A 21852-nucleotide genomic window follows, 5' to 3' on the forward strand; every position below is an offset into this window, starting at 1 on the left:
AGCGGGTACCGCTCGCCCCCCATGTCTCGCACCGGACCTCCCCTCCCCCACACGCGGCCGCCGCGCCCCCCACCGCGGCGGCCGCTCCTCCCCCAGGAGCGTCGCACCATGGCCCGTACGCCGAACCAGCCCGCCCACAAGCGCCGGCGCAGCCCCCTCCCGGCCGTCGCGGCCGGCGCCACCGCCCTCGCCCTGGCCGGCGGCGGCCTGGCCCTGTTCGCCGGCGGCGCCAGCGCGGCGGCCGGGAACCTGGTCGCCAACGGCGGCTTCGAGAACGGGCTGGGCGGCTGGAGCTGTACCGGCGCCGCGAGCGCCGTCTCCTCGCCGACGCACTCCGGCGCCGGCGCGCTGCAGGCCACCCCGGGCGCGGGCGACACCGCCGAGTGCGCCCAGACCATCAGCGTGCTGCCCAACACCAGCTACACGCTGAGCGCCTGGGTCCAGGGACCGTACGTCTACCTCGGCGCGCGCGGCACCGGCGGCACCGACCCGTCGACCTGGTCGAACCAGAACAGCTGGAACCAGCTGTCCACCACCTTCACCACCGGGGCGAGCGCCACCAGCGTCACCGTCTACCTGCACGGCTGGTACGGGCAGAGCGCCTACCTGGCCGACGACGTCGCGCTGGCCGGCCCCGGCGGCACGTCGACGCCCTCGCCGACCGCCACCCCCACCCAGACGCCGACCGCCTCGCCGACCGCCACCGCCACGCCGACCCGGACCGCGACCCCCACCCCCACGGCGACGCCCACGGCCACCCCGACCGCCACCACCCCGCCGGCCACCGGCCTGCCCGCGCACGCCGTCACCGGCTACTGGCAGAACTTCGACAACGGCTCGACCCCGCAGCGCCTCGCCGACGTCCAGAGCGCGTACGACATCATCGCGGTCTCCTTCGCCGACGCCGTGCCGACCCGGACCGGCGCGATCAGCTTCACCCTCGACCCGGGCCTGTCCAAGGCGCTCGGCGGCTACACCGACGCGCAGTTCCGCGCCGACATCAAGGCCAAGCAGGCGGCCGGCAAGAAGGTGATCCTCTCGATCGGCGGCCAGAACGGCGCGATCACCGTGGGCGACGCGACGGCCGGGGCGAACTTCGCCGACAGCGCCTACGCGATCATCAAGGACTACGGCTTCGACGGCATCGACGTCGACCTGGAGAACGGCGTCCAGGCCGGCCCGCTCGGCGACGCGCTGCACGCCCTGCAGGCCAAGGTCGGCCCCGGCTTCGTGCTGACCATGGCGCCCGAGACGATCGGGATGTACAGCACCGCCGGCGCGTACTTCCAACTGGCGCTGAACACCAAGGACATCCTGACCGTCGTCAACACCCAGTTCTACAACTCGGGCGGCATGAACGGCTGCGACGGCAAGGTCTACAACCAGGGCACCGTCGACTTCATCACCTCGCAGGTCTGCACCCACATCCAGGGCGGCCTGCGGCCCGACCAGGTCGGCATCGGCGTCCCGGCCTCCGCCAAGGCGGCCGGCGGCGGCTACGTCGACCCGTCCGTGGTGAACAACGCGCTGAACTGCCTGGCCACCGGCGCCAACTGCGGCAGCTTCGTGCCGCCTGCCAAGTGGCCGACCATCCGCGGCGCGATGACCTGGTCGACCAACTGGGACGCCAACAACGGCAACGCGTTCTCGAACGCGGTCGGCCCGTTCGTGCACAAGATGCCGTAGGGCCGGGCAGCCCCTGAGGACCCAACCCCCTCCGGCGCGCCGCTCCTTGAGGGTGGGGCCCGCGCGCCGGCGGCCGGGCCCGCCGTACCCACCCGGTACGGCGGGCCCTTCCGCGTCCTCCCGCCGGGTGGCGCTCAGCGCCCCAGCACGGCGGCCAGCGCGCCGAGCAGCAGGAACGGGCCCACCGCGAGGTCCAGTCCGCGCACCGGGCGGCGGCGGGCCAGCGCCGCGACGGCCCGCACGACGCCCCAGAGGCCGGCCAGCAGCACCGCGGCGCACAGCCCGCCGAGCACCGTCCGCCAGCCGTACCAGCCGAGCAGCCCGCCCAGGGCGAGCCCGAGCGGGGAGTCGCCGGGGCCCAACGCGCCCAGCCAGACGGCCAGTTCGAGCACGCCCCCGACCGCGAGGGCGGCCAGCAGGCAGCGCAGCAGCGTCGCCCCGGGCTGCTGGGCGGACAGCGCGGCGGGCACCAGCAGGCCGGCCGTCCCGCCGAGCAGCGGCGTGGTCAGCCGGTACGGCAGCCGGCGCACCCGGGCGTCGACGAAGCCGAGCACCACCCCGAGCGCCGCGGCCCAGGCCAGCGCCAGGGTCACCACCAGCAGCCCGTCCGCCGCGTACGCCACGGCGACGGCGACCGCCACCGTGACCGGCTCCACCGTCCAGGGGCCGGCGCCCAGCCGCTCCCGGCAGACCGGGCAGCGCCCGGTCGGCGGCAGCAGGCGCACCGGGCGCCCGCACGACGGGCAGGCCTCGCACCAGGGCTCGCCCTCCGGCACCGCGAACCGGGCGATCAGCCCGCGCAGCGGCACGGCCGCCAGGAGACCGACCAGCACCGCCGCGACCACGACCGGGACCACCGGCGCACCCCCTCCTCGTCCGACACCGGCCACATCCTCCCGCGTGCGGCGGTGTGCCGTCCGTCTCGTTCCGCCCGGCCGCGCGCCGCCACCCCTCGCGTACGGGGGCAATCCGGACATGGGACTGCCGGTTCGGAAGGCCTCCCGCCACCCCCGCCTGCCGATCCAAGGGAGGCTCCCGGGCCCCGGGAAGCACCCCCGCGGAGCCCCGCCGAAGGGCCCGCCGTACCCCTAAAGTAGGCAGGCATGCAGGTCATCCAATCCAGCAAGCTCGCCAACGTCTGCTACGACATCCGCGGCCCGGTGCTCGACGAGGCGATGCGGCTGGAGGACCAGGGCCACCGCATCCTCAAGCTCAACACCGGCAACCCGGCCACCTTCGGGTTCGAGGCGCCGCCGGAGATCCTCCAGGACATCCTGCGCAACCTCGCCACCGCGCACGGCTACGGCGACTCCAAGGGCCTGCTCTCGGCGCGCCGCGCCGTCGTCATGCACTACGAGGACCGCGGCCTGCACGGCCTCTCCGTCGACGACGTCTTCCTGGGCAACGGCGTCTCCGAACTGATCCAGCTGGCCATGACCGCTCTGCTGGACGACGGCGACGAGGTGCTCGTCCCCGCGCCGGACTACCCGCTGTGGACGGCCTCGGTCTCGCTGGCCGGCGGCACCGCCGTGCACTACCGCTGCGACGAGCAGTCCGAGTGGTACCCGGACCTCGCCGACATCGAGGCCAAGGTCACCGACCGCACCCGCGCCATCGTGGTGATCAACCCGAACAACCCGACCGGCGCGGTCTACCCGCGCGAGGTGCTGGAGGGCATCGTCGAGATCGCCCGCCGGCACCAGCTGGTGGTCTACGCGGACGAGATCTACGACAAGATCCTCTACGACGACGTCGAGCACGTCCCGCTGGCCACCCTGGCGCCGGACCTCTTCTGCGTCACCTTCAACGGCCTGTCCAAGGCGTACCGGGTCGCGGGCTTCCGCTCCGGCTGGATGGTGCTCTCCGGCGACCGGTCCCGGGCCCGCAGCTACATCGAGGGCCTGACCGTGCTCGCCTCGATGCGGCTGTGCGCCAACATGCCGGCCCAGCACGCGGTGGCCGCCGCGCTCGGCGGCCGGCAGTCGATCAAGGACCTGGTCCTGCCCGGCGGCCGGCTGCTGGCCTCGCGCGACGCCGCGTACGAGCTGCTGAACCAGATCCCGGGCGTCAGCTGCGTCAAGCCGAAGGGCGCGCTGTACGCGTTCCCCCGGCTGGACCCGAAGGTCCACAAGATCAAGGACGACGCCCGGATGGTGCTCGACCTGCTGCGCTCCCAGCGCATCCTGCTGGTCCAGGGCACCGGCTTCAACTGGCCCGAGCCGGACCACTTCCGGCTGGTCACGCTGCCCCGGGCGGAGGAGATCACCGAGGCGGTGACCCGGATCGGCGACTTCCTCGGCGGCTACACCCAGCCGTAGGAAGTAAAAGGGGGGAAGCACTACGGCCGGAGTCCCGGCCCGGGCGGTCTCCTTGGTCGGGGAAAGACCGTCCGGCGGAACTCCGGCCGTCCTGTCGCTCGGCGGGCGCGCGGTTCGTGCCGCGCGCCCGCCTCCGCTCGGTCGAGGCTCAGGCTCAGCCGAGGCGCGCGACCAGGTTCCGGTACTCGTCCCACAGCTCCTTCGGCGTGTGCTCGCCGAACAGCTCCAGGTGGGCCGGCACGAGCGCGGCCTCCTGGCGCCAGATGTCGGCGTCCACGGTGAAGAGCAGGTCGAGGTCCTCCTCGGACAGCTTCAGGTCGCCGAGGTCGAAGCCCTCGACGGTCGGCAGCACGCCGATCGGGGTCTCGACGCCCTCGCCGGTGCCCTCCAGGCGCTCGACGATCCACTTGAGCACGCGGCTGTTCTCGCCGTAGCCGGGCCAGACGAACTTGCCCTCGGCGTTCTTGCGGAACCAGTTGACGTAGTAGATCTTCGGCAGCTTGGCGGCGTCCGCCTGGGCGCCGACCTTCAGCCAGTGGGCGAAGTAGTCGCCCATGTTGTAGCCGCAGAACGGCAGCATCGCGAACGGGTCGCGGCGCAGCTCGCCCACGGTGCCCTCGGCGGCGGCGGTCTTCTCGGAGGCGATGTTGGCGCCGAGGAAGACGCCGTGCTGCCAGTCGAAGGACTCGGTCACCAGCGGGACGGCGGTGGCGCGGCGGCCGCCGAACAGGATCGCGGAGATCGGCACGCCCGCCGGGTCCTCCCACTCCGGGGCGATGGTCGGGCACTGCGCGGCCGGGACGGCGAAGCGGGCGTTCGGGTGGGCGGCCGGGGTGCCGGACTCCGGGGTCCAGTCGTTGCCGCGCCAGTCGGTGAGGTGCGCCGGGGGCTCCTCGGTCAGGCCCTCCCACCACACGTCGCCGTCGTCGGTGAGGGCGACGTTGGTGAAGACGGTGTTGCCCCAGAGGGTGTCGATGGCGTTGGCGTTGGTGTCCACGCCGGTGCCGGGGGCGACGCCGAAGAAGCCGGCCTCGGGGTTGATGGCGTACAGGCGGCCGTCCGCGCCGAAGCGCATCCAGGCGATGTCGTCGCCGATCGTCTCGACCTTCCAGCCCGGAACGGTGGGCTGGAGCATGGCGAGGTTGGTCTTGCCGCAGGCCGAGGGGAAGGCGGCCGCGACGTACTTCGGCTGCGACTCGCCCGAGGGGCCGGCCGGCGGGGTGAGCTTCAGGATCAGCATGTGCTCGGCCAGCCAGCCCTCGTCGCGGGCCATGGTCGAGGCGATGCGCAGCGCGTAGCACTTCTTGCCGAGCAGGGCGTTGCCGCCGTAGCCGGAGCCGAAGGACCAGATCTCCCTGGTCTCCGGGAAGTGCGAGATGTACTTGGTGGTGTTGCACGGCCACGGCACGTCCGCCTGGCCCTCGGCGAGCGGGGCGCCGACGGTGTGCACGGCCTTGACGAAGTCGCCGTCCTCGCCGAGCTGGTCCAGCACGGCCTGGCCCATGCGGGTCATCACGCGCATGGAGACGGCGACGTAGGCGGAGTCGGTGATCTCGACGCCGTACGCGGCCAGCGGGGAGCCGACCGGGCCCATCGAGAAGGGCACGACGTACATGGTGCGGCCCTTCATGGCGCCGCGGAACAGGCCCTCGGTGCCCTGGAAGAGCTCCCGCATCTCGGCGGGGGCCTTCCAGTTGTTGGTGGGGCCGGCGTCCTTCTCCTGCTCGGAGCAGATGAACGTGCGGTCCTCCACGCGCGCCACGTCCGTCGGGTCCGAGGCGGCGTAGTAGGAGTTGGGGCGCTTCTCCTCGTTGAGCTTCTTGAAGGTGCCCTGAGCGACCAGCAGGTCCGCGAGGCGCTGGTACTCCTCGTCGGAGCCGTCGCACCACTCGATGCGGTCCGGCTGGGTCAGCTCGGCGATCTCGCTCACCCAAGCGAGCAGCTGCTTGTGGCGGGTGGGCGCGGATGCGCTGAGAGCAGAGATCTCGTACGACACGATCGCTCCGTTTCACGCCATCTCGTCGAAGAGGCGGCGTAGCGGGGGTCTGAGGGTGCTTGCAGCGTAGCCCCGGGTGTTCGAGCTGAATGCGGCAGCTCGGCGATATTGACGCATCTTTTACTACAGTCAGTACTATTACCAGCCAGTAACAGCTCGCCGACCTCCGGCCCGGAGTGCGCGGCGCCACACTTCGAACACTCCAAAACGTCCAAGAGTGACTATCACCACTTCACTACGCGCCAGTAACCTACGGAGGCGTAGGTAACGGGTAGCATGCAGCGCATGACTGCTGCTGCGCTCGGGGAGAGCCCCGCGGAGGATCCGACCCGAACCGGCCCCGCGGAGGGCGGCCTCCCGGACACCGGGGAGGGCAAGCCGAAGTGGCGCGGCTGGCTGCACGCCGGGATGTTCCCCGCCACCGTCGCCGCCGGGATCGTGCTGATCTGCCTGGCCGACTCACCGCGCGCCAAGGCCGCCTGCGCGGTCTACTCGGTCAGCGCCTGGCTGCTGTTCGGGGTCAGCGCGGTCTACCACCGCTTCACCTGGGGGCCGCGCGGCGACGCGATCCTGCGCCGCCTGGACCACGCGAACATCTTCCTGATCATCGCGGGCACCTACACCCCGTTCACCATCCTGCTGCTGCAGGGCGGCAGCAGGCAGGTGCTGCTCTGGGCGGTCTGGGGCGGGGCGCTCGCCGGGATCGCGTTCCGGGTGTTCTGGGTCGGCGCGCCGCGTTGGCTGTACACGCCGGTGTACCTCGCGCTGGGCTGGGCCGCCGCCTTCTTCCTGCCGGACTTCCTGCACACCGGGGGCGTCGCGGTGCTGGTGCTGATGATCGTCGGCGGGGTGCTCTACAGCGTCGGCGGCGTGGTGTACGGCCTCAAGCGCCCCAACCCCTCACCGCGCTGGTTCGGCTTCCACGAGGTGTTCCACGCCTTCACCCTCGGCGCCTTCATCGTGCAGTACGTCGGCGTCTCACTGGTGGCGTACAGCACGGCCGGCTGAACCCGGCGTCCCACGACGGGCGGTCGCGCGGTCCACGGACCGGGCGGCCGCCCGTTCGGCCGTCCAGGGCCGCTCGTACGGGGCCCGGCCCTGCGGGCGGTGCGGGTACGGCGGGCGGGCGGCCTCGCCGAGCCCGGGCAGCGGCTCCGCCGGGGGCGCCGACTCCGGGCGCGGCTCCGGCCGCTCGACCCGGCCGGCCCGGCCGCGCGCCTGGCGGGCGTCCAGCGCCTCGCGGGCCCGGCGGCAGCGCTCGCAGTGCGCGGCGTCCGGGGTGCCCCGGCGCGGGCGGTGACCGGACTCCGGCGCCGGCGACCGGTGCAGCGCGCGCCAGCGGCGGGCGACGTAGACCATCAGCAGCAGGGTCTCGACCCCGGCGACCGTCAGGACCAGCAGGGCGCCGTTGATCAGATAGGCCGCGACCACGGCCAGCGCGGAGGCCACCACCACCGCCCCGCCCCACACCTGGGCGCTCGCCCGCACCTCGTCACTGTCGGCCACTTCGGCTCCCCTTTCCCGGCGCCGGGCTCGTGGTCGGCCCTGGCCGCCCCACCCCTTCTCCGCTCTCGGCACGCGTCGGCCAACACTGACCGATTGCCACATGGTATCTACCGTCCGTCACTCCAGGCTGCCCCGAGGCGGCGAACGACAGATCAACGTTGCGTCAATTCCGTGTGCGGAAGCAGCACTTCCAGGACACATCACCGTATGCGATCGAATCGTCACGGGGTCACGCATGGACGGCCGGCACCGAGGAGGCCGGGGCGGGAGTCGAGCCCGCCGCCGTCGAAGATCGCCGATAATCGGGTCATGAACGCCACGCAGCCGACCGCGGCCCTCCCGGACGCCCCGACCAACCCGGTCCAGGCCCTGCTGGAGGCGCCGCTGTCGCTGCGCGAACGCAAGAAGCTGAAGACCCGGCAGACCATCCGGCGCGAGGCGTACCGCCTGTTCGCCGAGCAGGGTTACGAGAGCACCACGGTGGAGCAGATCGCCGCCGCCGCCGAGGTCTCCCCCTCCACCTTCTTCCGCTACTTCGCCACCAAGGACGACCTCGTCCTCACCGACGAGTACGACCCGGCGATGATCGCCGCCCTGCTGGCGCGCCCCGCCGACGAGCCCTTCCTCACCTCCTGCCGGGAGGCGCTCATCGGGCTGATCCGCCAACTGCTCCAGCACGAGCGGCAGGAACTGCTCATCCGGATGCGGCTGGTCACCGAGGTGCCCGCGCTGCGCGCCGGGCTGCACCGGGCCGACCACAGCCCGGCGGCGCTCTACCTGGCCATCCTGCTGCGGCGGGCCGGCGTCGAGGAGCCCAGCTACGACATGCGGATCACCGCCGCCGCGATCGGCGCCGCCTCTACCGAGGCCGTGCTGTGCTGGGCGGCGGGCGGCGGCGAGCAGGACATCGCGGAGCTGGTCGACCACGCCTTCGCGCTGCTGGAGAGCGGCTTCGCCGGGGTGTGACGGTGGGCGGACGCGGTGCGGGGCCCGGCTCCTTCGCCGGGCCCCGCCGTCCCGCCGGGTCCGCTAGCTGCGGCGGGACCGGCGCCGCAGCGCCGCGCCCGTGCCGGCCAGCGCGGTGGCGCCCAGGGCCGCGGCCGCCGTCACCGCGGGCAGCGCCGAGCCGCCGCCCGCCGCCGGGGTGGCCGCCGCCTCCACCTGGTAGCCGCCGCCCTCGCCGGCCCGGTCGTACGCCGAGCCGGGCAGCTTGTCGCCGTACCGCTGGTGCACCAGCTGCTGGTACCGGGCCAGCGACACCCCGTCCGTGCCGACCGAGCGCCGGGCCTCGTCGTCCAGCGGGAGCACCCGGCCGTCGCGCAGCACGTACCAGGCGTTGATCTGCGGCTCGCGGAAGGCCGTGCCGCCACCGCCGCTCGCCGCCTTCGCCGCGTAGTCGCTCTCGTCGCCGCCGGAGGCGATGTTCACGACCCGCCAGCCGTCGCCCTGCCGGACCGTCCAGACCGAGGCGCTCTGCCCGTCCGCCGCGGTCACCTTGCTGGCCGTGAACTCGGCCTTCGCCACCGGCGCACCGGCGGTGCCGGCCACGAAGCCGGCGTCCAGGATGTACACCGGCACGGTGTCCCCGGTCAGCCGGGGCGCCGACGCGGCCGCCGCCTTCGCCTCCTCGGCCGCGCCGATGGTCAGCTGCTGGGTCGGCGGGACGCCCTTGCGGGCGAAGAACCGGCCGACCTGGTCGAGCACCGCCGGGTCCTGCACCGCGCCGCGCGCCCGGGCCAGGTCGGCGGCGGGCACCGGCGCCGGGGCGGCGGTCGCGGGGGCGGCGGTCCGGGGGTCGTCGTCGGCCTGCGCGGCCGGGGCGAGCGCCAGGCCGAGGCCGGCCGCGAGGAGGACGGCGACGGCGGCCCGGCGGATGCTGTTCAGCTCGGTCATGGTCGCCACCTCACGCGCCGATCCGGTAGAGGGAGTGGGTCCACGAGAACGTGTCGTTGTTCACGTAGTACGAGTAGTCCGCCCAGTTGTAGCGGTAGTTGGACGGCCAGGGGTCGCCCCAGTAGATCCAGTTGTTGCCGGTGTCGTAGCCGTAGACGACGTGCATGTGCCCGCCGCCCGAGCTCCACTGGATGCGCGTCTCGATCGGCCGGTTCGCGTTCACCTCGGTCTGCACGGTGGAGTAGCGCAGGTAGCCGGTGACGTACGAGCCCGGGTTGATGCCGACCCAGTCCAGGCCGTTCTGCACATCGGCCAGCGTGGCCTGGCTGTTGGGGCAGCCGGAGTCGATCGAGCGGCCGAACGCGGCGTTGCAGAACTGGTTCTGGCTGTAGTTGTAGCCGAACCAGGTGGCGATCGTGTTGCCGCTCGCCGCCCAGCACCAGTTGGTCTGCTGTTGCTGCTGCATGGTGATGTTGAGCTTCTTGAAGGTGCCGGCCAGGTCGGCCGTGCTACCGGGCGCGGCGGCCTGGCGGACCTTCGCCGGGGCCCGGTCGGCGGCCGACGCGTGGGGGGCGTCGGCGGCGACGGCCGGGGCGGCCACCGCCGCGGTGAGCGCCGGGCCCAGCACGCCGAGGGCGAGCAGGGCGACCGCGCGGCGCAGCCGTGTCCGGGGAACGGGTGTTGCTGGCATGGGGGATGCCTCCTTGCACGAGCGGAGCGAGGTGCTGTGGGGGGGCGCGGTCCGGATCGCGCCATGAGCATCGCGCCGTTGTCGGAGGATGGTCAACGGGTGCCGCGGGTACCGGTGTTGGGGTGTGAACGGGCGGCAGCAGGTGTGAACGCCGCCCGGCGAAGCCGCTGGTGGGGCGCCCGGACCAGTGACAAACAGCCGTCCGGATGTGAATATTCACGGTCAAAAGCCGGTCTGCCCGCGCCGCGTCCCCAGGAGGCAGCCATCCGCCGCAGCGACCCCGCCGACCTCGCCGCCGCCCTGCGCTCCGGCCCGTTCCACCTCGCCCTGCGCACCGCCATCGCCGCCCGCGGCCTCACCCTGCACCGCGTCCGCCGCCATCTCGCCCTGCGCGGCGTCAACGTCGGCCTCACCAGCCTCAGTTACTGGCAGCAGGGCCGCCGCCGCCCGGAACGCCCCGAGTCCCTGCGCGCCGTCGCCGCCCTCGAGGACGTCCTCGACCTGCCCGAGCACTCCCTCACCCGGCTGCTCGGCCCGCGCCGCGCGGCCGCCGACCCGGCCGGCCCGCCCGTGCGCCCGTACCGCGACCTGATCGCCCCGGCCGCCGCCGTCGACGACCTGCTCGCCACCATCTCCGGCCCGCGCGACACCGGCCTGCACACCATCACCCACATCGAACGCATCCGGATCGGCCCCGACCGCCGCCTCACCCGCCGCGACTCCCAGCACGCCCTGCGCGCCCACCGCGACGGCATCGACCGCTACCTCGCCCTCTACCAGGGCGACCCGGGCAGCGACATCGGCCTGGTCGGCGTCCGCGCCGAGGAGAACTGCCGCCCCGGCCGGATCCGCCGCGACCGGGCCCACCACCTGCTCCTCGCCGAGCTCCTGCTCGACCGGCGCCTGCGCGCCGGCGACACCCACCTGCTCGGCTACGGCTTCGACGACGCCCCCGCCCCCGAGCCCAGCGACGAGTACGTCCGCGGCTTCAACTCCGGCGCCGGCCAGTACGTCCTGCAGGTCACCTTCCACCCCGCCGCCCTGCCCGTGCGCTGCCAGCGCTTCGCGCTCCACTCGCCCGGCGAGGACCCGTACGAGACCGAGGAGTTGACCCTCGACGGGCACCACTGCGTGCATCTGGTCGCGACGGCGCTGCGGCCGTGCCTGCTGGGGGTCCGGTGGGACTGGGAGTGAGGCCGCGCTACGCCGGGGCGAAGTCCAGGACCAGGATGTCCTCCACCGGCCGGTAGCCGATCTGCCGGTAGACGGAGTTGCTGGTCGGGTTGGCGACGTCGGTGTACAGCAGCACCTCCTCGGCCCCCTCGGTGAGGGCGTGGGCGGAGGCGGCGGCGGTGACGGCGCCGGCGTAGCCGCGCCGCCGGTGCTCGGCCGGGGTGTAGACCGGGCCGACCCGGGACATACCGGCGATGATCGGGCTGGTGCCGGCCAGGGCGACGGGCCGGCCGCCGTCCTCCCAGAGGTGGACGCCGCCGGCGGCGATCTTCTCGTCCACCGCCCGTGGCACGTCGGGCAGGACGACCTCGACCTCGGCCAGGAAGTCCCGGTACCAGCGGACCACCAGCTCCCGGTCGGCCGGTGCGGCGAGCCGGTGGCGGCCGGCCGGCGGGCGCGGCGGGTCGGTCAGCCGGCCGAGCCGGTACAGCCGCTCCTGGACGCGGACGGACGGCGTGGTGCCGGTGGCGGCCGTCCAGGCACCGCTGAAGGCGCGGACCGCGCCGGTGGCCCCGCTGACCCCGGCCACCTCGGTGAACCCGCTCCCGGCCGCCGCGAGTTCGACGGCGAGCTCGGCGGCCGCCCGCTCCGGCATCCGGGAGAGCCGGGGGTCGAACGGCGGGGTCTGCAGGAAGGCGCCCTCGACCGGGCCGTCCGGCGCCGCCCGCCACCAGCCGAAGACGGGCGGCCCGCCGAACACGTCCAGCCCGGCCTCGGCGAGCCGGTGGGAGATGGTGAGCAGCACGGTGTTCTCGGCCGGGTGGGCGGCCAGGAAGGCCCCGGCCTCGGCGCGGAACGCGTCCAGGGAGGTGGTGAGGGTCCAGGTCATGGCCCATCCTCGCCCCGGCGCACCGGCTCCCGCCAGCGGTTATTCGGCGTCCGGCCGCCCGACGACCACGCCCAGCCGCTCGGCGAGCGCCGCCGGATCGGTGGTCGGCACCTCGCAGGCGAAGTGCCGGCAGACGTAGGCGGCGGGCGCGCCGCCGACCAGCGGCCGGTCGGCCAGCAGCGGCACCTCGGGCTCCGCCGCCCCGGCGGGCTCGCCGACCGCGAGCACCGCCCCCGGGGCCGTCCCGAGCAGCGCCGCCCGGCGCAGCGCGGCGGTGGCCGGGTGGTCGGCGGGGCCGACGACGGCGATCTCGCGCGGCCCGTCCAGCAGCGCCTCGGCGACGGCGAGCCCCCAGCCGATGAAGCGGGGCGCCCGCGCGGCGAGCGCGCCGACGATGCCGAGGGCCCGCTCGGCGGCGGTGCGGTGCCGGTCGGAGCCGGTGTACGCGGCGTAGCCGAGCAGCGCGCCGGCGGCGGCGGTCCAGCCGGACGGGGTGGCGTTGTCGGTCGGGTCCTGCGGGCGGCGGATGAGCTCCTCGGCGTCGTCGGCGGTGTCGTAGAGGGCGCCGGAGGCCTCGTCGGTGAAGTGCTTGAGCACGGTGTCGAGCAGCCCACCGGCCAGCTGCAGCCAGGCGGCGTCGCCGGTGACGGCGTACAGCGCGAGGAAGCCCTCGGCGGTGTCGGCGTAGTCCTCCAGGACGCCCGCGTTGTCGCCGGCCCGGCCGTCGCGGGAGGTGCGCAGCAGCCGCCCGTCCGGGGTGAGGTGGACGGCGAGCAGCAGGTCGGCGGCGCGTTCGGCGGCCTCGACGAGGTCGGGCCGCTCCAGCAGGGCGCCGGCCTCGGCGAGGGCGGCGATGGCGAGGCCGTTCCAGGCGGCGACCACCTTGTCGTCGCGGGCGGGTGCGGGCCGGTCCGCCCGGGCCCGCAGCATCCGCTCGCGGATCTCCTCGTACTGGGCGAAGTCCTCGGGTTCGTCGAGGAGTTGGAGCACGGAGGTGCCGTGCTCGAAGGTGCCGTCCGCGGTCACCGTGAACAGCCGGGCGGCGGTGGCGGCGTCGGCGGGCCCGAGCAGGTCGACCAACTGGCCGGGCTCCCACACGTAGTAGGCCCCTTCGGCGGTGGCGCCGGTCTCCTCGTCCAGGCTGTCGGCGTCCAGCGCGGAGGCGAACGCGCCTTCGGGCGTGCGGAGTTCGCGCAGCAGGAAGTCCGCGGTGGACAGCGCCACCCGGCGGGCGAGCGGGGAGCCGGTGGCCCGCCACAGGTGCAGGTAGGCGCGCAGCAGCAGCGCGTTGTCGGACAGCATCTTCTCGAAGTGCGGCACCACCCAGCCGGCGTCCACCGCGTACCGGGCGAAGCCGCCGCCGAGCTGGTCGTGGAGGCCGCCGCGGGCCATCGCCTCGCCGGTGCGGACGGCCATCTCCAGCGCCGCCTCCGAGCCGGTGCGGGCGTGGTGGCGCAGCAGGAACTCGACCGTCATGGCCGGCGGGAACTTGGGCGCGCCGCCGAAGCCGCCGTGGCGCTGGTCGAAGTCCCGGCTGAGCCCGACGAGCGCCTGGTGCAGGTCGGCGTCCGCGGGTGGGTGGTGCGCGCCCGCCGAGTAGACGGACGCCCGTTCGGCCAGGTCGGCCCGGATCCGCCCGGCGACCTCGGCGACCTCCTCCCGCCGGTCCCGCCAGGCGGCGTCCACACCCTCCAGCACCTGCCGGAAGGACGGCATCCCGTGCCGGGGCCGCGGCGGGAAGTAGGTGCCGAAGTAGAACGGCTCCTTGCCGGGCGTGAGGAACACCGTCATCGGCCAGCCGCCCTGCCCGGTGGCCGCCTGCACGGCCTCCATGTACACGGCGTCGACATCCGGCCGCTCCTCGCGGTCCACCTTGACGGCGACGAACCGCTCGTTCAGGTACTCCGCGAGCCCGGCGTCCTCGAAGCTCTCGTGCGCCATCACGTGGCACCAGTGGCAGGCGGCGTAGCCCACGCTCAGCAGGACCGGCACGCCCCGCCGTTCGGCCTCCGCGAAGGCCTCGGGCCCCCACGGCCACCAGTCGACCGGGTTGTCGGCGTGCTGCTGCAGGTACGGCGAGGTCGCGTCCGCGAGACGGTTCGGCATGCCCCCATCCTCGCGCATCGGCGTCCCGGTCAGGGCGTGTCGCGCGAGTCCGGTCCCGGCCCGGCGAATTGTCGGTTCATCGACTCGGTGCGGGGAGCGCGGCGCCGGTGAGGGCGAGGGCCGCGTCGAGCAGCGCGGAGGTCAGGGTGGGGAGCTGCTCGGGGGACTCGCGCAGCAGGAACAGCCAGGCGAAGACGGGGCCGACGAGCAGGGCGTTGAGGGCGGCCGGGTCGGGGCGGACGGCGAGTTCGCCGCGCGCGGTCGCGCGGTCCAGGATCTCGGCGAGGGTCTGGCGCTGGAACCCGAGGTACCGCTCGACGAACCGGTCCCGCAGGGCGGGGTCGGCGTGGACGTCGGCCAGCAGGCCGGGGACCGTCCCGCCCGGCGGGGAGGCCATGGTGTCCGCGATCTCGGCGATCACGGCGGCCAGGTCGGCGCGGAGCGAGCCGCGGTCGGGCGCCACGGCCAGGAACTTGTCGGGCAGCAGGACGTCGAAGATCATCTCCTGCTTCGTGGCGTGGCGGCGGTAGATCGCGGCCTTGCCGACGCCGGCCCGCGCGGCCACTTCGGCCATCGTGAGCCGCGTGTACCCCACCTCGGTCAGCAGCTCTCGGACGGCGGAGGCGATGGCCTCGTCGACGCGGCTGTCACGGGGGCGGCCCCCCTGGGTGCGAGCTTGCTTCCGAACAGACATAGGTGCAACATACAGAACCAGGAGTATCGAAACCAGTAGTTCCAAAACTGCTGGTTCCGTATCCACCGGTGCGACCGCGAACCGACGCACCACCCCAGCCGACTGGGCACGAAGGCTCGGAAAGGTTTGACCGATGCGAATCCCGAAAGCGGCCCACACCGCGCAGCCGTGGCGGATCCACGAGTTCACCCGCGACTTCCGGATCGACGACGTGTGGTCCTTCCGCACGCCCGACGCCGGGCCCGAGGACTTCCCGGTGATGGTCGCGGCGCTGAAGAAGGCCTACGACACCCGCCCGGCCCCGGCCGCGGTCAACTTCCTCTTCGCGGTGCGCTGGAAGCTCGGCGAGATCTTCAACTGGGACACCCCGGGAGAGGGCTTCGGCGGACGGGTGCCCTCGCTGACCAGCCGCCTCCCGGAGGAGCTCGCCCGGACCAAGAGCGACATGATCCCCGCCACGGACCCGTTCAGCGAGGTGTACCAGACCGACACCGAGGCGGCCCGCGAGCTGGGCAACTTCACCGTCCACACGATCATGCACCTGGGCTGGGTGCAGACGAAGGACGGCCAGTACGAGCTGCGCATGGCGGCGCTGGTCAAGCCCAACGGGCTGTTCGGGAAGGCCTACATGGCCTTCATCCTCCCGTTCCGGTACCTCGTCATCTACCCGGCGCTGACCCGCTCGTGGGAGAAGGCCTGGATGGACTTCGGCCGCCCGAACCGCAAGGCCCTGCAGGACCAGCGGGGAGAGTCCGCCGACCGGGACTGACCCGGACCGGGGCCTCCCGGGCCCGTCGCCGGCCGCCGCCACCGCCCTCGGTGTCGGCGGCCGGCGCGTTTCGTTTCCCGGTACCGCACGATCATCCGGCGCCGGCGGTTCGACGCGCGGGCGATGTCGACAGGTTTCTGCCACGGTGAAGTGCCCCGCGACTGCCGCACGAAGATCCTCACGCGAACTCCGCACGCGGTGTCGCCCTCCCGCCACGCACCGGACACCGCACGGCCGAACGCGCTCAGCCTTCCGGCCATGAACGCCTTCGCGAATTCGGCCCTACCAAATGAAGCGGCCGCATATTCGCCCCCGACTGTCAGGTTCGGGACGCGCGAGTGTCCGAAGTTGGCAGGTTCTGGCCATAGTCAGTCACACATCTATCGAAATCTGCTAGATCTTGTGTCTGCCGTCTCGACCAGCGAAGACCGGCATTCGGGGATGGGGGAAGTGCCTCGGCCATCGGCCCATTAGGCACCGGATCTTGTACATCAGCACCGGGGGCGCGGTCAATGACGACTACTTCGCCCTCATAGCGGCGCGTTCCCGAAATGAACCCCACGCAGGGCCGAACGCCGTTGAGTTCATCGAAACCGAGTTTCATTGAGGTGCGAGGGAAAGCATGACGACGGAGACTGACGAGCAGCAGGAGAAGCTTCTCCGGTACCTCAAGAAGTCCGTAATCGAACTCAACGAGACGCGGGCCCTCCTACGGGAAACGGAAGAGCGCGCGACCGAGCCGCTCGCGGTGGTCGGCATGAGCTGCCGCTACGCCGGCGCGGATTCCCCGGACGAACTCTGGGACGTGGTCGCCGAGGGCCGGGACGCGATATCCGGATTCCCGCTCGACCGCGGCTGGAACCTCGAGCGGCTCTACGACCCGGACCCGGACCGGCTCGGCGCCAGCTACACCCGCGCGGGCGGCTTCGTCCCCAGCGCCACGGCCTTCGACGCCGACTTCTTCGGGATCAGCCCGCGCGAGGCGCTCTCCATGGACCCGCAGCAGCGGCTGCTGCTGGAGCTGTCCTGGGAGGCGTTCGAGGACGCCGGCATCGACCCGGCCTCGCTGCGCGGCAGCGACACCGGCGTCTACACCGGCGTCGGCCCGTCCGACTACGCGGCCGTACCGGCCGGCGCGGCGCCGCAGATCGAGGGCCTGCGGCTGACCGGCGGCACGACCAGCGTGGTGTCGGGCCGGGTCGCCTACACCTTCGGCCTGGAGGGGCCGGCGCTGTCCGTGGACACCGCGTGCTCCTCCTCGCTGGTGGCCCTGCACCTGGCCGCGCAGGGCCTGCGCACCGGGGAGTGCTCGCTGGCCCTGGTCGGCGGCGTGACGGTGCTGGCCGGGCCGACCCTGTTCGTGGACTTCAGCCGGCAGCGCGGCCTGGCGCCGGACGGCCGGTGCAAGCCCTACGCGGCCGCCGCCGACGGCACCGGCTTCTCCGACGGCGCCGGCGTGGTCGTGCTGGAGCGGCTGTCGGACGCGCGGCGCAACGGCCACCGGGTGCTGGCCGTACTGCGCGGCAGCGCCGTCAACCAGGACGGCGCCAGCAACGGCCTGACCGCCCCCAACGGCCCCTCGCAGGAACGCGTGATCCGCCAGGCGCTGGCCAACGCCGGGGTGTCGGCGGCGGACGTCGACGCGGTCGAGGGCCACGGCACGGGCACCCAGCTGGGCGACCCGATCGAGGCCCAGGCCCTGCTGGCCACCTACGGCCAGGAGCGCGAGCACGGCCCGCTGTGGCTGGGCTCGATCAAGTCGAACATCGGGCACGCCTCCGCCGGCGCCGGCATGGCCGGCGTGATCAAGATGGTGCAGGCGCTGCGCCACGAGGCGCTGCCCGCCACCCTGCACGTGGACAAGCCCTCGCCGCACGTGGACTGGGAGTCCGGCGGCGTCGAGCTGCTGACCGAGATGCGGGCGTGGAAGGCCGGCGAGCGGCCGCGCCGGGCCGGGGTGTCCGCGTTCGGTGTCGGCGGCACCAACGCCCACGTGATCCTGGAGGAGGCGCCGGCCGAGGAGCCCGCCGACTCCGCCGAGGCCGTCGAGCCGACCCCGGTCACCGAGCTGCCGACGGTGCCGGTCCTGGTGTCCGGTCGCGGCGCGGCGGCCCTGCGGGCCCAGGCCGAGCGGCTGCGGGCCGGCATCCTGGCCCGCCCCGAACTCACCGTCGCCGAGGTCGGGTTCTCCTCCGCGACGACCCGGGCGCACCTCGACCAGCGGGCCGTCGTCCTGGCGTCCGACCGCGAGACGCTGCTGGCCCGGCTGGCCGAGCTGGCCACCGGTGAGTCGTCGACCGCCGCGGCCGAGGGCCGGGTGCTCACCGCCGGCGCGCTCCCGGTGTTCGTGTTCCCGGGGCAGGGCGCGCAGTGGGAGGGGATGGCGGTCGAACTGCTGGACTCCTCCCCGGTGTTCGCCCGCGAGATCGCGGCGTGCGGGGACGCCCTGGCCGAGTTCGTCGACTGGCGGCTGGAGGACGTGCTGCGCGGCGCCGAGGGCGCGCCCACGTTCGACCGGGTCGACGTGGTGCAGCCCGCCCTGTGGGCCGTGATGGTGTCGCTCGCGGCGCTGTGGCGCTCCTACGGCGTCGAGCCGATGGCCGTGGTTGGCCACTCGCAGGGCGAGATCGCCGCGGCCGTGGTGGCCGGCGGTCTGTCGCTGGCCGACGGCGCCCGGGTGGCCGCGCTGCGGTCGCGGGCCATCGCCGAGCGGCTCGCCGGGCGCGGCGGCATGGTGTCCGTCCAGGCGACGGTCGGGCGGGTCGAGGAGCTGATCGCCCCGTCCGAGGGCCGGGCGTCGATCGCCGCGGTGAACGGCCCGTCCGCCGTGGTGGTCTCCGGAGAGCCGGGCGCCCTGGACGACCTGATCGCGGCCTGCGAGCGCGAGCAGGTGTGGGCCCGGCGGATCGCCGTGGACTACGCCTCGCACTCGGCGCAGGTGGAGAGCATCGAGGACGAACTGGCGAAGGTGCTGGGCCCGGTGGCCCCGGTGCCGGGCTCGGTCCCGTTCTACTCCACGGCGGTGGGCGACTTCGTCGACACCACCGTGCTCGACGGCGGGTACTGGTACCGGAACCTGCGCGGGCGGGTCGGCTTCGAGCCGGCCATCCGGGCGCTGATCGACAACGGCGCCGGCTGCTTCCTGGAGATGTCGCCGCACCCGGTGCTGGCCATCGCGGTGGAGAACACCGTCGCCGACCACGGCGCCGACGCCCGGGTGGGCGTCGTCGGGTCGCTGCGGCGGGACGAGGGCGGCTTCGAGCGGTTCGCCTCCTCGCTGGCCGAGGCCCACGTCGCCGGTGTGTCCGTCGACTGGTCGGCGGTCTTCGCGGGCACCGGCGCGCGCGCCGTGCCGCTGCCGACCTACGCCTTCCAGCACCACCGGTACTGGCTGACCACGGGCACCGGCGGCGCGGACGCCGCAGCCCTCGGGATGCGTCCGGTGGACCACCCCGTCCTCGGCGCGGCCGCGCGGGTCGGGGACCGGGACGAGTGGGTCTACACCGGCCGGATCTCCCCCGACGCGCAGCCGTGGATCCGCGACCACGTGGTCTTCGGCATCTCCATCGCCCCCGGCACCGCCCTGGTGGAACTGGCGCTGGCGGCGGGTACCGGGGTCGGCTTCGGCACCCTGGACGAGGCCGTGCTGGAGGCGCCGCTCGTCCTCGACGACGAGGCGGGCTGCCGGATCCAGGTGACCGTCGGCGCCCCGGAGGAGGACGGGCGCCGCGAGGTCGCGGTGTACTCGACCCCGGACGCCGGACCGGACGACGAGGCCCCCGAGCCGGTCTGCCACGTGCGCGGCTGGCTGAGCGACGAGCCCGCCGCGCCCGCGCCGCGCCCGGCGCAGTGGCCGCCGGCGGGTGCCGAGCCGATCGCGGTGGACACCCTCTACGACCGGATGGCGCTCGCCGGGCTCGACTACGGCCCGCTGTTCAAGGGCATCCGGGCCGCCTGGCGGGTCGGGACCGAGATCTGCACCGAGGTGGCGCTGCCCGACGACGCCGACGACGCGGGCTTCGTGCTGCACCCGGCCCTGCTCGACGCCGCGCTGCAGGGCGCGCTGGTCGACAAGGACCCGAACGCCGCGGTGGAGATGCCGTTCACCTGGACCGGGGTGCGCTCCGGCCGCCGGGTGCGCTCGGCCCGGGTGCGGATCACCACGTCCGCCGAGACCGGCCTGCACGTCGAGCTGTCCGACGAGGCCGGCGAGCCGGTGCTGAGCATCGGAGGCCTGGTGTACCGGACGGTCGACGCGGCGCAGCTCGAAGCGGTGCGCGGCGGCGGGCCCGACTCGCTGTACGGCGTCGAGTGGGTGCCCGTCCCGCTGGGGCAGGCCGAACCGGCGGGCCTGGTCCGCGTGGGCTGGGACGGCGCGGACGGCTTCGCCGACCTGGCCGCGGTGGAGCGGGCGGTCGCCGAGGGCACGGGAGCCCCGGACGCCGTCCTGGTCCGGATCGCGCCGGCGAGCGCCGACGCTCCGCCCGCGGCGGCCCGCGAGAGCGCCGAGCGGATGCTCGCCACGCTGCAGCGCTGGCTGGCCAGTGCCGAGCTGGACGGGACCCGGCTGGTCGCGGTCACCCGCGGCGCGGTGGCGCTGGACGGCGAGACGCCGGACATCGCCCAGGCCTCGGCCTGGGGTCTCGCGCGCAGCGTCCAGACCGAGCACCCGGGCCGGATCGTGCTCGTCGACCTCGACGACGACCGGGCCGACGTGCCGTGGGACGCCCTGCTGGCCGCCGACGAGCCGCAGTTGGCCGTCCGGGCCGGCCAGGTGTCGGCGCCGCGACTGGCCCGCGTGCCCGCGCTCGCCGAGGACCCGCTGCGCGGACTCGACCCGGACGGCACCGTGCTGGTCACCGGCGGCACCGGCGGCCTGGGCGTGGTGTTCGCCCGTCACCTGGCGGCCGTGCACCGCGTCCGCAACCTGGTGCTGGTCAGCCGGCGCGGCCCCGCCGCGGACGGCGCCGCCGAGCTGGCGGCCGAGCTCACCGAGCTCGGCGCGCGGGTGCGGATCGAGGCCTGCGACATCGGCGACCGGGACCAGGTCACCGCGCTGCTGGACTCGCTGGAGGCCCCGCTCACCGCGGTCGTGCACTCCGCCGGTGTGCTCGCGGACGGCGTGATCGAGTCGGTGACCCCGGAACAGCTCGCCGAGGTCATGCGGCCGAAGGTCGACGCGGCCTGGCTGCTGCACGAACTGACCGCGGACGCGAAGCTGTCGGCGTTCGTGCTGTTCTCCTCGGGCGCCTCGCTGTTCGGCAACCCGGGGCAGGCCTGCTACGCCGCCGCGAACGGCGGTCTCGACGCGATGGCCCAGCGGCTGCGGGCGGACGGCGTGCCGGCCACCTCGCTGGCCTGGGGTCTGTGGGGCGACGGCGCCGGCATGGCCGGCCGCCTCGACAGCACCAACGTGGCCCGCATCGAGGACGCCGGCGTGGCCCTGCTGCCGGTCGACCGCGGCCTGGCGCTGTTCGACTACTCGCTGCGGCTCGACGCCGGGCTGCTGGCCCCCGTCCAGCTGGACATGGCCGCGCTGCGGGCCCAGGCCCGGACCGGCTCGCTGCCCGCGCTGCTGCGCGGACTCGTCCGGGTGCCGGCCAAGACCGCCGAGGCGGCGGGCGGTTCGCTCGCGCAGCGGCTGGCCGGGGTGGCCGAGGAGGACCGCGAGCAGCTGGTCCTGGAGCTGGTGCAGGGGCAGGTCTCGGCCGTGCTCGGCCACGAGTCGGCGGCCGCGATCGAGCCCGAGCGGGCGTTCAAGGACATGGGCTTCGACTCGCTGGCCAGCGTCGGCCTGCGGAACCGGCTCAACAAGATCACCGGCCTGCGGCTGCCCGCCACCCTGGTCTTCGACCACCCGAACGCGGCGGCGGTCACCCGGTACCTGCTGGAGTCCGTCGAGCCCGAGGCCGCGACCGGCGGCCGGGCCGACGACGACACCGCCGAGATCCGCGCGGTGCTCGCCTCGATCCCGGTCGAGCGGCTGCGCCAGGCCGGGCTGCTGGACACCTTGTTCGATCTGGCGCGCGGCGACGTGCCCGAGGAGGAGACCGAGGACGGTGACGCCGAGTCGGTCGACGACCTCGACGCGGAAGCACTGATCCGGATGGCCCGAGGGGACCGGTAGGACA

15 protein-coding genes are annotated in these 21852 nt (G+C 74.1%); 7 read left to right on the plus strand and 8 right to left on the minus strand.

The annotated features are described in order from the left end of the window. The first annotated feature begins 108 nt into the window (after positions 1 to 108). Entirely contained in the window at positions 109 to 1686 is a 1578-nt protein-coding gene (locus AB2U05_RS12715) for a chitinase (RefSeq protein WP_369183241.1), read from the plus strand. A 134-nt stretch (positions 1687 to 1820) separates the two neighbouring features. Here AB2U05_RS12715 and AB2U05_RS12720 read toward each other — a convergent pair whose 3' ends face one another. After that, complete coding sequence (locus AB2U05_RS12720) at positions 1821 to 2543, minus strand: prepilin peptidase (RefSeq protein ID WP_369183242.1); 723 nt, start codon at positions 2541 to 2543, stop codon at positions 1821 to 1823. Positions 2544 to 2789: 246 nt separating this feature from the next. On the opposite strand from AB2U05_RS12720, the gene AB2U05_RS12725 reads away from it, so the two are divergent. After that, positions 2790 to 4004, plus strand: a complete 1215-nt coding sequence (locus AB2U05_RS12725) for a pyridoxal phosphate-dependent aminotransferase (RefSeq protein ID WP_045697711.1) — start codon at positions 2790 to 2792, stop codon at positions 4002 to 4004. Positions 4005 to 4158: 154 nt separating this feature from the next. Here AB2U05_RS12725 and AB2U05_RS12730 read toward each other — a convergent pair whose 3' ends face one another. Then, positions 4159 to 6000, minus strand: a complete 1842-nt coding sequence (locus AB2U05_RS12730; protein WP_045697713.1) for a phosphoenolpyruvate carboxykinase (GTP) — start codon at positions 5998 to 6000, stop codon at positions 4159 to 4161. A gap of 285 nt (positions 6001 to 6285) precedes the next feature. On the opposite strand from AB2U05_RS12730, the gene AB2U05_RS12735 reads away from it, so the two are divergent. Beyond that, positions 6286 to 7008, plus strand: coding sequence for a hemolysin III family protein (locus AB2U05_RS12735; RefSeq protein WP_045697751.1), 723 nt, complete (start codon positions 6286 to 6288; stop codon positions 7006 to 7008). Here AB2U05_RS12735 and AB2U05_RS12740 read toward each other — a convergent pair. After that, positions 6979 to 7506: a hypothetical protein gene (locus tag AB2U05_RS12740; protein WP_045697714.1), complete on the minus strand. Its 528-nt coding sequence runs from the start codon at positions 7504 to 7506 to the stop codon at positions 6979 to 6981. The genes AB2U05_RS12735 and AB2U05_RS12740 overlap by 30 nt on opposite strands. Positions 7507 to 7815: 309 nt before the next feature. On the opposite strand from AB2U05_RS12740, the gene AB2U05_RS12745 reads away from it, so the two are divergent. Next, complete coding sequence (locus tag AB2U05_RS12745) at positions 7816 to 8472, plus strand: TetR family transcriptional regulator (RefSeq protein ID WP_045697716.1); 657 nt, start codon at positions 7816 to 7818, stop codon at positions 8470 to 8472. Between the two features lie 63 nt (positions 8473 to 8535). Here the strand turns inward: AB2U05_RS12745 and AB2U05_RS12750 are convergent, their stop codons facing one another. Beyond that, positions 8536 to 9399, minus strand: a complete 864-nt coding sequence (locus AB2U05_RS12750) for a hypothetical protein (RefSeq protein ID WP_369183243.1) — start codon at positions 9397 to 9399, stop codon at positions 8536 to 8538. A 10-nt stretch (positions 9400 to 9409) separates the two neighbouring features. Next, positions 9410 to 10090 (minus strand): papain-like cysteine protease family protein, encoded by a 681-nt coding sequence (locus AB2U05_RS12755; RefSeq protein ID WP_078860050.1) that lies wholly within the window; start codon positions 10088 to 10090, stop codon positions 9410 to 9412. 264 nt (positions 10091 to 10354) lie between these two features. Between AB2U05_RS12755 and AB2U05_RS12760 the strand changes: the two genes are divergently transcribed. After that, positions 10355 to 11284, plus strand: coding sequence for a hypothetical protein (locus AB2U05_RS12760; RefSeq protein ID WP_045697758.1), 930 nt, complete (start codon positions 10355 to 10357; stop codon positions 11282 to 11284). Positions 11285 to 11291: 7 nt separating this feature from the next. Here the strand turns inward: AB2U05_RS12760 and AB2U05_RS12765 are convergent, their stop codons facing one another. The 3 genes from AB2U05_RS12765 to AB2U05_RS12775 all read right to left on the minus strand — a co-directional run bounded on the left by AB2U05_RS12765 (position 11292) and on the right by AB2U05_RS12775 (position 14952). Then, positions 11292 to 12152: a GNAT family N-acetyltransferase gene (locus AB2U05_RS12765; RefSeq protein ID WP_045697718.1), complete on the minus strand. Its 861-nt coding sequence runs from the start codon at positions 12150 to 12152 to the stop codon at positions 11292 to 11294. 39 nt (positions 12153 to 12191) lie between these two features. After that, a complete protein-coding gene (locus AB2U05_RS12770) occupies positions 12192 to 14258 on the minus strand; it encodes a thioredoxin domain-containing protein (protein WP_369183244.1) in 2067 nt (688 codons plus the stop codon). A 76-nt stretch (positions 14259 to 14334) separates the two neighbouring features. After that, positions 14335 to 14952 (minus strand): TetR/AcrR family transcriptional regulator, encoded by a 618-nt coding sequence (locus AB2U05_RS12775; protein ID WP_045697722.1) that lies wholly within the window; start codon positions 14950 to 14952, stop codon positions 14335 to 14337. A gap of 133 nt (positions 14953 to 15085) precedes the next feature. Between AB2U05_RS12775 and AB2U05_RS12780 the strand changes: the two genes are divergently transcribed. Both AB2U05_RS12780 and AB2U05_RS12785 read left to right on the plus strand, forming a co-directional pair. Further along, the gene (locus tag AB2U05_RS12780; protein ID WP_369183245.1) at positions 15086 to 15721 is read left to right on the plus strand and encodes a DUF2867 domain-containing protein; all 636 of its coding nucleotides are present in this window, start codon (positions 15086 to 15088) and stop codon (positions 15719 to 15721) included. Between the two features lie 622 nt (positions 15722 to 16343). After that, positions 16344 to 21848: a type I polyketide synthase gene (locus tag AB2U05_RS12785; protein WP_369183246.1), complete on the plus strand. Its 5505-nt coding sequence runs from the start codon at positions 16344 to 16346 to the stop codon at positions 21846 to 21848. Positions 21849 to 21852: the final 4 nt, after the last annotated feature.

Source organism: Streptomyces sp. Y1 (assembly GCF_041053115.1).
In the GTDB taxonomy this organism is placed as follows: domain Bacteria; phylum Actinomycetota; class Actinomycetes; order Streptomycetales; family Streptomycetaceae; genus Kitasatospora; species Kitasatospora rubellomurina.

Coding starts and splice junctions, on each gene's coding strand:
- AB2U05_RS12715 (WP_369183241.1), top strand. CDS start 109: ATGGCCCGTACGCCGAACCAGCCCGCCCACAAGCGCCGGCGCAGCCCC.
- AB2U05_RS12725 (WP_045697711.1), top strand. CDS start 2,790: ATGCAGGTCATCCAATCCAGCAAGCTCGCCAACGTCTGCTACGACATC.
- AB2U05_RS12735 (WP_045697751.1), top strand. CDS start 6,286: ATGACTGCTGCTGCGCTCGGGGAGAGCCCCGCGGAGGATCCGACCCGA.
- AB2U05_RS12745 (WP_045697716.1), top strand. CDS start 7,816: ATGAACGCCACGCAGCCGACCGCGGCCCTCCCGGACGCCCCGACCAAC.
- AB2U05_RS12750 (WP_369183243.1), bottom strand. CDS start 9,399: ATGACCGAGCTGAACAGCATCCGCCGGGCCGCCGTCGCCGTCCTCCTC.
- AB2U05_RS12755 (WP_078860050.1), bottom strand. CDS start 10,090: ATGCCAGCAACACCCGTTCCCCGGACACGGCTGCGCCGCGCGGTCGCC.
- AB2U05_RS12765 (WP_045697718.1), bottom strand. CDS start 12,152: ATGACCTGGACCCTCACCACCTCCCTGGACGCGTTCCGCGCCGAGGCC.
- AB2U05_RS12770 (WP_369183244.1), bottom strand. CDS start 14,258: ATGCCGAACCGTCTCGCGGACGCGACCTCGCCGTACCTGCAGCAGCAC.
- AB2U05_RS12775 (WP_045697722.1), bottom strand. CDS start 14,952: ATGTCTGTTCGGAAGCAAGCTCGCACCCAGGGGGGCCGCCCCCGTGAC.
- AB2U05_RS12780 (WP_369183245.1), top strand. CDS start 15,086: ATGCGAATCCCGAAAGCGGCCCACACCGCGCAGCCGTGGCGGATCCAC.
- AB2U05_RS12785 (WP_369183246.1), top strand. CDS start 16,344: ATGACGACGGAGACTGACGAGCAGCAGGAGAAGCTTCTCCGGTACCTC.